The organism is Bradyrhizobium sp. DOA1 (genome assembly GCF_001593325.1).
GTDB lineage: Bacteria > Pseudomonadota > Alphaproteobacteria > Rhizobiales > Xanthobacteraceae > Bradyrhizobium.
Genome location: NZ_JXJM01000001.1, coordinates 3,176,166 through 3,184,846 on the forward strand (window position 1 = coordinate 3,176,166; position 8,681 = coordinate 3,184,846).

Annotated in this window: 11 protein-coding genes; 6 read left to right on the forward strand and 5 right to left on the reverse strand. The window is 64.2% G+C overall.

The window, feature by feature from the left end:
- Nucleotides 1–10: 10 nt before the first annotated feature.
- The 4 genes from SE91_RS15060 to SE91_RS15075 form a co-directional block, all read right to left on the reverse strand.
- Nucleotides 11–784 (reverse strand): MetQ/NlpA family ABC transporter substrate-binding protein, encoded by a 774-nt coding sequence (locus SE91_RS15060; RefSeq protein ID WP_061848127.1) that lies wholly within the window; start codon nt 782–784, stop codon nt 11–13.
- Between the two features lie 29 nt (nt 785–813).
- Nucleotides 814–1,479, reverse strand: a complete 666-nt coding sequence (locus tag SE91_RS15065) for a methionine ABC transporter permease (protein ID WP_061848128.1) — start codon at nt 1,477–1,479, stop codon at nt 814–816.
- Complete coding sequence (locus tag SE91_RS15070; RefSeq protein WP_197489465.1) at nt 1,469–2,608, reverse strand: methionine ABC transporter ATP-binding protein; 1,140 nt, start codon at nt 2,606–2,608, stop codon at nt 1,469–1,471. The genes SE91_RS15065 and SE91_RS15070 overlap by 11 nt, the downstream gene beginning before the upstream one ends.
- 235 nt (nt 2,609–2,843) lie before the next feature.
- A complete protein-coding gene (locus SE91_RS15075; RefSeq protein WP_061848129.1) occupies nt 2,844–3,650 on the reverse strand; it encodes an enoyl-CoA hydratase/isomerase family protein in 807 nt (268 codons plus the stop codon).
- A 121-nt stretch (nt 3,651–3,771) separates the two neighbouring features.
- On the opposite strand from SE91_RS15075, the gene nthA reads away from it, so the two are divergent.
- From nthA to SE91_RS15090, 3 genes are read left to right on the forward strand one after another with little or no spacing between them, the layout of a single operon-like run.
- Nucleotides 3,772–4,407 carry a nitrile hydratase subunit alpha gene (gene nthA / locus SE91_RS15080; protein WP_061848130.1) on the forward strand — a complete coding sequence of 212 codons (636 nt, stop codon included), beginning with the start codon at nt 3,772–3,774 and terminating at the stop codon, nt 4,405–4,407.
- The gene (gene nthB / locus SE91_RS15085; protein WP_008559287.1) at nt 4,404–5,063 is read left to right on the forward strand and encodes a nitrile hydratase subunit beta; all 660 of its coding nucleotides are present in this window, start codon (nt 4,404–4,406) and stop codon (nt 5,061–5,063) included. The genes nthA and nthB overlap by 4 nt, the downstream gene beginning before the upstream one ends.
- On the forward strand, nt 5,063–5,440 hold the full coding sequence (locus SE91_RS15090; RefSeq protein ID WP_061848131.1) for a nitrile hydratase accessory protein: 378 nt from the start codon (nt 5,063–5,065) through the stop codon (nt 5,438–5,440). Before nthB ends, SE91_RS15090 begins: the two co-directional genes overlap by 1 nt.
- Nucleotides 5,441–5,599: 159 nt before the next feature.
- On the opposite strand, the gene queC is transcribed toward SE91_RS15090, so the two are convergent.
- Nucleotides 5,600–6,316: a 7-cyano-7-deazaguanine synthase QueC gene (gene queC, locus SE91_RS15095; RefSeq protein ID WP_061848132.1), complete on the reverse strand. Its 717-nt coding sequence runs from the start codon at nt 6,314–6,316 to the stop codon at nt 5,600–5,602.
- 135 nt (nt 6,317–6,451) lie between these two features.
- Here queC and SE91_RS15100 point away from each other — a divergent pair, with 135 nt between their 5' ends.
- The 3 genes from SE91_RS15100 (at nt 6,452) to mazG (ending at nt 8,514) form a co-directional block, all read left to right on the forward strand.
- Entirely contained in the window at nt 6,452–6,985 is a 534-nt protein-coding gene (locus SE91_RS15100) for a hypothetical protein (RefSeq protein ID WP_061848133.1), read from the forward strand.
- A gap of 161 nt (nt 6,986–7,146) precedes the next feature.
- On the forward strand, nt 7,147–7,605 hold the full coding sequence (locus SE91_RS15105; protein WP_144441364.1) for a hypothetical protein: 459 nt from the start codon (nt 7,147–7,149) through the stop codon (nt 7,603–7,605).
- 54 nt (nt 7,606–7,659) lie between these two features.
- Complete coding sequence (gene mazG / locus SE91_RS15110; protein WP_061851139.1) at nt 7,660–8,514, forward strand: nucleoside triphosphate pyrophosphohydrolase; 855 nt, start codon at nt 7,660–7,662, stop codon at nt 8,512–8,514.
- Nucleotides 8,515–8,681: the final 167 nt, after the last annotated feature.

Below are 8,681 nucleotides of genomic sequence, written 5' to 3' on the forward strand. Positions count from 1 at the left end.
CCGCTCGCCTTTACCAGGTTGGCAGGTAGGTCCCCTTGAAGCGCGTCTGCAGAAACGCCTTCACCGGATCGGAGTGGTAGACCTCGATCAGCTGCTTCACCCACGGCTTGTCCTTGTCCTCTTCGCGGACAGCGAGGATGTTGACCCAGGGGCCGTCGGGGTTTTCGCGCGCGATCGCGTCGGTCGCCGGATTGAGACCGGCCTGCACGGCGTAGTTGTTGTTGATCGACACGAGGTCGACATCCTGCAGCGCGCGCGGAAGCTGGGCGGCATCGAGCTCGACGAAGCGCAGCTTCTTCGGGTTCTCGGTGATGTCGGCGATGGTCGAGGAGACGTTGTTCGGGTCCTCCAGCTTGATGACCCCGTGCAGCGCCAGGATCATCAAGCCGCGTGCCCCGTTGGACGGGTCGTTGGCGATGGCGACGCGGGCGCCTTCGGGCAGGTCCGCGAGCTTCTTGTATTTCTGCGAATAAACGCCCTGCGGCGAGCCGATCGTATTGGCGACCTTGACGATCTTCCAGCCGGTCTTGGAGATCTGGTTCTTCAGGTACGGCTCGTGCTGGAACGAGTTGGCCTCGAGATCCCTCAGCGCCAACGCCTGGTTCGGGATCACGTAGTCGGTGAACTCGACCACCTTGATGTCGATGCCGCGCTCGGCACCGACCTTCTTCACGACGTCCAGGATCTCGGCATGCGGGCCGGCGGTCACGCCGACGCGGATCGTTTCCGCGTGGGCATTGGCCGCAAGCAAGGCTGCAGCCGCAAGGGTTGCGAGAAAACGCATTGATGTCTCCAGTTTCAGAAAGGTTCGGTTCAGCGATGCCGCAGCCGGCGGTTGACCCGGCGCGCCAGATAATCGCCCGCGCTCTGGACGATCTGCACCAGCGCGATCAGCACGACCACGACGGCCAGCATCATCTCCGGCATGAAGCGCTGATAGCCATAGCGGATGCCGAGGTCGCCGAGCCCGCCGCCTCCGACGGCGCCGACCATCGCGGAATAGCCGAGTAGGCTGACCACGGCGAGCGTCAATGCGAGCAGCAGGCCGGGCAGCGCCTCCGGGATCAACACCTTGAGCACGATCTGGATCGGCGAGGCGCCGAATGAGGACGCGGTCTCGATCAGCCCGCCATCGACCTCGCGGATCGCCGCCTCGACCAGGCGCGCGATGAACGGCGTCGATGCAATGACCAGGGGTACGATCGCCGCCGTTGATCCGATCGAGGTGCCGGCAATCAGCCGCGTGAACGGGATGATGGCGACGACCAGGATGATGAAGGGCGTGGACCGCGTCGCATTGACGATGATGCCCAGCACGCGATTGACGAAGGGAGCCGCAAACAGCTCGCCCTTCCGGCTGGTGGCGAGAAAGACGCCGAGCGGCAGGCCGAAGGTGGTGCCGAGCAGCGCCGCGATACCGACCATGTACAGGCTTTCGCCGGTGGCCTGGACGATCAAATTGATGAGTTCAGGCGACATGGCCGAGACGCTCCGCCGAGAATTGATATTGAGAGAGCCAGGCGAGCGTGCGCGTCACCGCGTCTTCGCCGCCGGGAATGCCGAGAACGAGCGAGCCGACGTGCTGGCCGCCGATCTCGTCGATGCGCGCCGCGAGCAGCGCAACGTCGAGGCCAAGCTCACGGGCGAGCCGCGCCACCACCGTGTCGCCGGCCCCTGCCCCGCGCACCTGAATGCGGATCACGGTCTGCCCGCCCACGACGGGCTCCGGCACGATTCGGCTTGCCAGCGAGACCGGCAGGCTGTCGCCAATCACTTCGGCGAGGAAAGACTGGGTGATCGGGTGGTTCGGATGGGTGAAGATGTCGGCGACATGGCCGCTCTCGACCACACGGCCGGCATCGAGCACCACGACCTCCTTCGCGAGCTGGCGCACCACGGACATTTCGTGGGTGATCAGCACGATGGTCACCCCGAGCTCACGGTTGATGTTCGCGAGCAGATCGAGGATCGCGCGCGTGGTCTGCGGATCGAGCGCCGAGGTCGCCTCGTCCGACAGCAGCACGCTCGGCCGCGTCGCCAACGCCCGCGCGATGCCGACGCGCTGCTTCTGGCCGCCCGAGAGTTCCGAGGGATAACGATCATGCTTGTCGGCGATGCCGACCAGCGCGAGCAGCTCGGCGACCCGCGCCTTGATGTCGGCTCTGGACCAGCCGGCGATCTCCAGCGGCAGCGCGATGTTGTCGGCAGCGGTGCGCGACGACAAGAGGTTGAAATGCTGGAAGATCATGCCGATCGAGCGCTGGGCCAGGCGCAGCTCGCGGCCCGCCAGCGCCGAGATATCGCGGCCGTCGACGATGACGCGGCCCGTGGTCGGCTTCTCCAGCCCGTTGATCAACCGGACCAGGCTCGATTTGCCTGCGCCCGAGCGGCCGATCACGCCGGTGATGGAACCGCGCGGTATGGCGAAGTCGATATTCTGCAGCGCGTTGACGCCGGGCTTGCCGCGGTAGGCGGGATAGGTCTTTGAGATCCCGTCGAAACGGACCATCGCGTCCGGTTCCGGCGCGACAGGTGAAATCGGTTCAGGGGGCGCAATCGGCTGTCCGACGGCAAGCGATTGGTGAGCGTTCATGGAGACGGCCTTCATGCACAATAGTTCTCTCGGCTGCCCGGAAGGCAAACCAGAGCCGGTCACATCGGCGACTGGGAAGTGGAACAGCAGCAAACCGCCTCAAGCGAACGACGCGCTGCACCGCAGCACGCACCATCGCCTTTTCCAGTCTTCCTTGCAATTTCAGATATTTGCAGGGAGATGGACGAAGTTTTCCCAATCGCCCCCAGCTCAAGAAAATTCATCTGCCCGACATCGACAGCGCCGTGGGCTACCGCCCCTTGAACCGCGGCTTGCGGCGCGTCAGGAAAGCCTCGACGCCCTCCTTGTGGTCCTCGCTGAAGCCGGCGAGCGCGAACTGGTCGACGTCCATGTGGCTAGCGAGATCGTCAAGCGCATGCGCCAGACGGTTCACGGTGAGCTTGGTCATGGCCACCGAGAGCGGCGGCTGCGCGGCGACCTTGCGCGCGAGATCCATCGCGGCCTCGAAGGCATGGCCGGGATCGACCACCTGCTCCACCAGCCGCCATTCATAGGCTTCATCCGCGCTGATGCGCTGATCGGCCAGGATCACCGCCTGCTTGGTGCGCGAGGGACCCATCAGATGCAGCATGCGTGGGATGCTCTGCCAGCTCATGTTCATGCCGAGCCCGATCTCGGGCACGCGCAGATGCGCATCGCGCCCCATGACGCGGAAGTCGAGCGCCACGGCCAGCGCGACGCCGCCGCCGACGCAAAAGCCCTCGATCGCCGCGATCGTGATCTGCTCCATCTCTTGCCAGGCGTGCGTCAGGCGCGGCCCAAGCTTGAGATGCCGCCGCAGCGCGCCGAGATCCATCTCCTTGCGCGAGCGCCCTTCGGCGTCCTTGAGGTCGAAGCCGGCGCTGAATGCGCCCGAGCTGCCGGTCAGGACCACGACCGACGTCGCGGCGTCGTCCTCGAAGCTGCGCGCCGCTGCGGTCAGCTGCCGCATTGCCTCGGGTGACAGCGCGTTGATGCCGTCGCCGCGATCGAACCGCACCACCGCAATCCGTCCCTCGGGCCCGAGGCCTTTCTCGATCTTCACATAGTCCGTCACCAGCGTCTCCTCATCGCTTTTGCGGCGATGCTATCCTACAACCGCCCTCACGAATATGGGACCCGGACGCACCGCAACGCATACTCGACAGGCCCAGGTCATTGCGCCTATCTTCGCCGTCATGAGCCACGATCACGACCATCATCATCACCACGATCACGATCATTCCGAGCTCTCGGAGACCGAGCTGCGCGTGCGCGCGCTTGAGACGATCCTGACCGAAAAAGGCTATCTCGAGCCGGCCGCGCTGGACGCCATCATCCAGGCCTACGAGACCAAGATCGGCCCGCACAATGGCGCGCGCGTCGTCGCGAAAGCTTGGACCGATCCGGCGTTCAAGCAGGCGCTGCTGGAGGACGGCAGCAAGGCGATCGGCACGCTCGGCCATGTCAGCCGCGTCGGCGACCACCTCGTCGTGGTCGAGAATACGCCCGAGCGCCACAACATGGTCGTGTGCACGCTGTGCTCCTGTTACCCCTGGGAAATGCTCGGGCTGCCGCCGGTCTGGTACAAGGCCGCACCCTACCGCTCGCGTGCGGTGAAGGACCCGCGCGGCGTGCTCGCCGATTTCGGCGTCGCCGTGCCGAAGGACATCGAAATCCGGGTGTGGGATTCCACGGCCGAGACGCGCTTCCTGGTGCTGCCGATGCGCCCCGCGGGCACCGAGGGCTGGAGCGAGGAGCAGCTCGCCGAGCTGGTCACACGGGATTCCATGATCGGCACCGGCTTCCCCAAGACGCCGGGAGCGCCATCGTGAACGGCGTGCACGACATGGGCGGCATGGACGGGTTCGGCAAGGTCGAGCCCGAGCCGAACGAGCCGATGTTCCACGAGGAGTGGGAGTCCCGCGTTCTGGCCATGGTGCGTGCGATGGGCGCGGCCGGCGCCTTCAACATCGACACCTCGCGCTTCTACCGCGAGACGCTGCCGCCGCACGTCTACCTCTCGAGCTCCTATTACAAGAAATGGTTCCTCGGGCTTGAGGAGATGCTGATCGAGAAGGGTTATCTCACCCGGGAAGAAGTTGCGGCCGGCCACGCGATGAAGCCTGCAAAGGCGCTCAAGCACGGCAAGTTCGATCTTGCCAATGTCGAGCGCATCATGGTGCGCGGCCAGTTCGCCCGCCCTGCCCCGGCCGCGGCGAAATTCAACATCGGCGATCGCGTTCGCGCTAAGAACATCCATCCGGCCACGCATACGCGCCTGCCGCGCTATGTCCGCGGCCATGTCGGCGTGGTCGAGCTCAACCATGGCTGCCACGTGTTTCCGGATTCGGCGGCTATGGAGCTCGGCGAAAACCCGCAATGGCTCTACACGGTCGTGTTTGAGGGCCGCGATCTCTGGGGCGAGGATGGTGACCCGACCTTGAAGGTCTCGATCGACGCCTTCGAGCCTTATCTGGATCCCGCCTGATGAGTGGGAGCGCTGCCGCGGCTGCGACCGCCGCCATTCCCAGCATTCCGCGCGATGACGACGGCCCCGTGTTCCGCGCGCCCTGGGAGGCGCATGCGTTCGCGATGGCCTTGAGCCTGCACGAACGCGGCGTCTTCACCTGGCCCGAATGGGCCGCCGCCCTCGCCTCCGAGATCAAGCGCGCGCAGGCCGCCGGCGACCCCGACACGGGCGAGACCTACTATCTGCACTGGCTCGCCACGCTGGAAGGCCTCGTCGCACGCAAGGGTGTCGCCTCCAAGGAGACGCTGCATCGCTACCGCGACGCCTGGGACCACGCAGCGGATCGTACGCCGCACGGCAAGCCGATCGAGCTGCGGGACGAGGATTTTGCTTGATAACCACCTGCGCGTTGCGGGCACCGTTTCCCCAAATACAGCTGTCATCACCCGCGAAGGCGTGTGATCCAGTATTCCAGAGACGTTTGTGAGATACGGAGAAGCCGCGGCGTACTGGATTCCTCGCCTTCGCGGGCAATGACAGCGGAGATCGGAGCGCTATCTGCGTTCCGCCACGAACTCCCGCCATCCCTTCGCCCGCAGGCTGCAGGCCGGGCACTCGCCGCAGCCATAGCCCCAGTCATGCTGCGCGCCGCGTTCGCCGAGATAGCAGGTGTGCGACTGCTCGCGGATGAGGTCGACCAGACCGTCGCCGCCGAGGTCATGCGCCAGCTTCCAGGTCGCGGCCTTGTCGATCCACATCAAGGGCGTATGCAGCTCGAACTTCCGCGCCATCCCCAGCGAGAGCGCCGCCTGCATCGCGCGGATGGTGTCGTCGCGGCAATCGGGATAGCCGGAATAGTCGGTCTCGCACATGCCGCCAACGATGTGGGTGATGCCGCGCCGGTAGGCCAGCGCTGCGGCGAAGGTGAGGAATACGAGGTTGCGGCCCGGCACGAAGGTGTTGGGCAGACCGTCGGCGCCCATGGCGATCGCGACGTCGCGCGTCAGCGCGGTCTCGGAGACGGCGGCGAGCGTTGGGATCGACAGCGTATGGCTCTCGCCGAGCTTTGCAGCCCAATCCTCGCGTAGGCTCTTCATGCCGTCGACAAGGCGGTCGCGGCAGGCGAGCTCGATGGCATGGCGCTGGCCGTACTCGAATCCCAGCGTCTCCACCCGCGCGAAGCGGCTGAGCGCCCAGGCGAGGCAGGTGGTGGAATCCTGGCCGCCGGAGAACAGCACCAGCGCGGTGTCGGAGGAAATTGAGTCACTCATGGGCCTCAGGTAGTCCAGTTCGTCGACGCCATCAATGCTAGATCACACAACGACGTGCGCTCCGAAGAGCTTCCACTCAATTGCAGCCGCATGCTCGCGCTGGTAGTCTAGCGCAACTGCCACACGATGTAATGGATGGGCGGCGACATGGGCTATTTTGAAGGGCTGACCAGCAGCAGTTTCAAGACCATTGAGGACGGACGCCGGCTGTTCTTTCCATGGGGCGTCCTCGGCCGCGGCTACATGGTTGGCTCAGAGGAGAATTATCGGCGGCTCCGAAAGCAGATGAAGGCCTATATCGTGGTTTCAGCCCTGCTGATCATCGTCGCACCAACCTTCTTTCGAGGATACAACCTCGGCGTCTCCGTGGTGCTGGCCGGCGTCTTCTTGGCGTTTTATCTCGCTTGGATGTGCATTCTGCTCCCTAGACTGAACGCCGCGGACGAGGGGCTGTCTTTGAAGGAGAGCATGACGTCCCAGGCACGCGCACACGGCCCGATCGTGCTCTGGCTCCTGACAATCGTGTCTTTGGTGCTCGTCGCCGGCGGACTCGTGATGTTTGTTGCCCAGCCAGGCAGCAGATTGATTGCGCTCGCGCCAATCCTGTTCTTTGGATTTTGCGCTGCGATGTTCGTTCGCATGCTCCTGCTTCGGCGAACGGCGGTCTGATCCCGATCAGTCGGTCGGCGGTGGAAACCAGTCTGATTTCGGCCTGTTCCGCTGGGATTGATGCAGAGCTTTTGGCATAAAGCCGGAAGCATGTAGCTCCGGTGCCCAATGAGACATCGGCTTCCGGATGCGGAGCAAACCTCATACAGCGTGGAGGCGGCTTGTTCCCTGATCCCACTCTTAGATGGCGGCCATACGAGTCGATTATCGACGGCATCGAACGCCCGCCCTATGTTTTCGACCAAGGACTTTGGCGTCGCGTGCTCTACCTAATTGTCATTGCGCCAAATCCCAGTCGTCGCGCTTATGGCATCGAAATGCCCTGCGAGATTTATGCGGGTTTTGATGAGATGATTTACTCGGTGGCCGATCATGGAGACAGCGCGGGAGTGTACGATGGAGGTATTTACATTAAGGAGGCCGAAAGCTCCGCGCTGCTCAGCGCATATACCGCTACCGATCCAATCGGCCGGAAGCCACGACATTTCTCCTTCGTCGGCAGCGATTACTGCTATGAGGTGCTCGGCTTCGAGGAGCCGATGATCCGACCGTTCGACAGCCCGGAAGAAGCGTATGCGTGGGGACCTTCGAGACAGAGTTCGCCGTCGGATTTCCATTAGTTGTCTCTTCCGAAGCGTATAACGCCGGTGTTTGATTCTATGGAATTTCATGACATGAAGCCCTCCCGCGACATCTCCCGCCTGATCGAGATCATGGCGGCGCTGCGCACGCCGGTGACCGGCTGCCCCTGGGACCTCGAACAGAACTTCGCGACCATCGCGCCCTACACGATCGAGGAAGCCTATGAGGTGGTGGACGCGATCGCTCGCGGCGATCTCGACGATCTCAGAGAGGAGCTCGGCGACCTCCTGCTTCAGGTCGTGTACCACGCTCAGATGGCCTCCGAGCAGAACGCGTTTTCGTTTGGAGATGTCGTCGAGGCTATCACGCGCAAGATGATCCGGCGTCATCCCCACGTCTTCGCCGACAAGGACGGCAACCTCGCCCCGCACCACGTCAAGGAGGTCTGGGACCGCATCAAGGCTGAGGAAAAGGCCGAGCGCGCCGCGCGCCGTCCGACGGAGCAAACGCCGGCGCACAAGTCATTGCTGTCAGGCGTGAAGGCCGGCCAGCCCGCGCTGACGCGGGCCATGGAGCTGCAGCGCAAGGCCTCCACCGTCGGCTTCGACTGGAACGACCCGCGCGCCGTGCTGGCAAAGATCCGCGAGGAAGCCGACGAGATCGAGGCGGCATTGGACCGCAACGACAGCGTGGGCCTGGCGGAAGAGACCGGCGACCTCATGTTCGCGCTCGTCAACCTCGCCCGCCATGTCGACGCCGATCCGGAAGCCGCATTGCGCGCTACGAATGCGAAATTCGAGCGTCGTTTTGCCTATATCGAGCGGGCTTTGGAGGCGCAGGGCCGGACGCTTGAGCAGGCGTCGCTCGCGGAGATGGACGCATTGTGGAATGCGGCAAAGGATGAAGACAAGCCGGCGGCAGAGGGGCGCAAGGAAGCTCGCCGATAGCTAAGTGCCGTGCTGGCCTAGCGCGCAATTGCGCGCGGGGCCAGGACGACAGCCATTATGTGGCCGACAGGTGCGGCACCGCGTCGAACCGCGACACCACGATATCCCGCTTGGTCTCGTCCACGCGCACGGTCATATCAAAGCGGCCGTCGTGCAGCTCCTTCGCG

Bases quoted from the DNA above. Each gene is read 5' to 3' on its own strand.
- SE91_RS15065 (WP_061848128.1), bottom strand. From the start codon at position 1,479: ATGTCGCCTGAACTCATCAATTTGATCGTCCAGGCCACCGGCGAAAGC.
- SE91_RS15070 (WP_197489465.1), bottom strand. From the start codon at position 2,608: ATGAAGGCCGTCTCCATGAACGCTCACCAATCGCTTGCCGTCGGACAG.
- SE91_RS15090 (WP_061848131.1), top strand. From the start codon at position 5,063: ATGAGTGGGAGCGCTGCCGCGGCTGCGACCGCCGCCATTCCCAGCATT.
- nthA (WP_061848130.1), top strand. From the start codon at position 3,772: ATGAGCCACGATCACGACCATCATCATCACCACGATCACGATCATTCC.
- queC (WP_061848132.1), bottom strand. From the start codon at position 6,316: ATGAGTGACTCAATTTCCTCCGACACCGCGCTGGTGCTGTTCTCCGGC.
- SE91_RS15060 (WP_061848127.1), bottom strand. From the start codon at position 784: ATGCGTTTTCTCGCAACCCTTGCGGCTGCAGCCTTGCTTGCGGCCAAT.
- mazG (WP_061851139.1), top strand. From the start codon at position 7,660: ATGAAGCCCTCCCGCGACATCTCCCGCCTGATCGAGATCATGGCGGCG.
- SE91_RS15100 (WP_061848133.1), top strand. From the start codon at position 6,452: ATGGGCGGCGACATGGGCTATTTTGAAGGGCTGACCAGCAGCAGTTTC.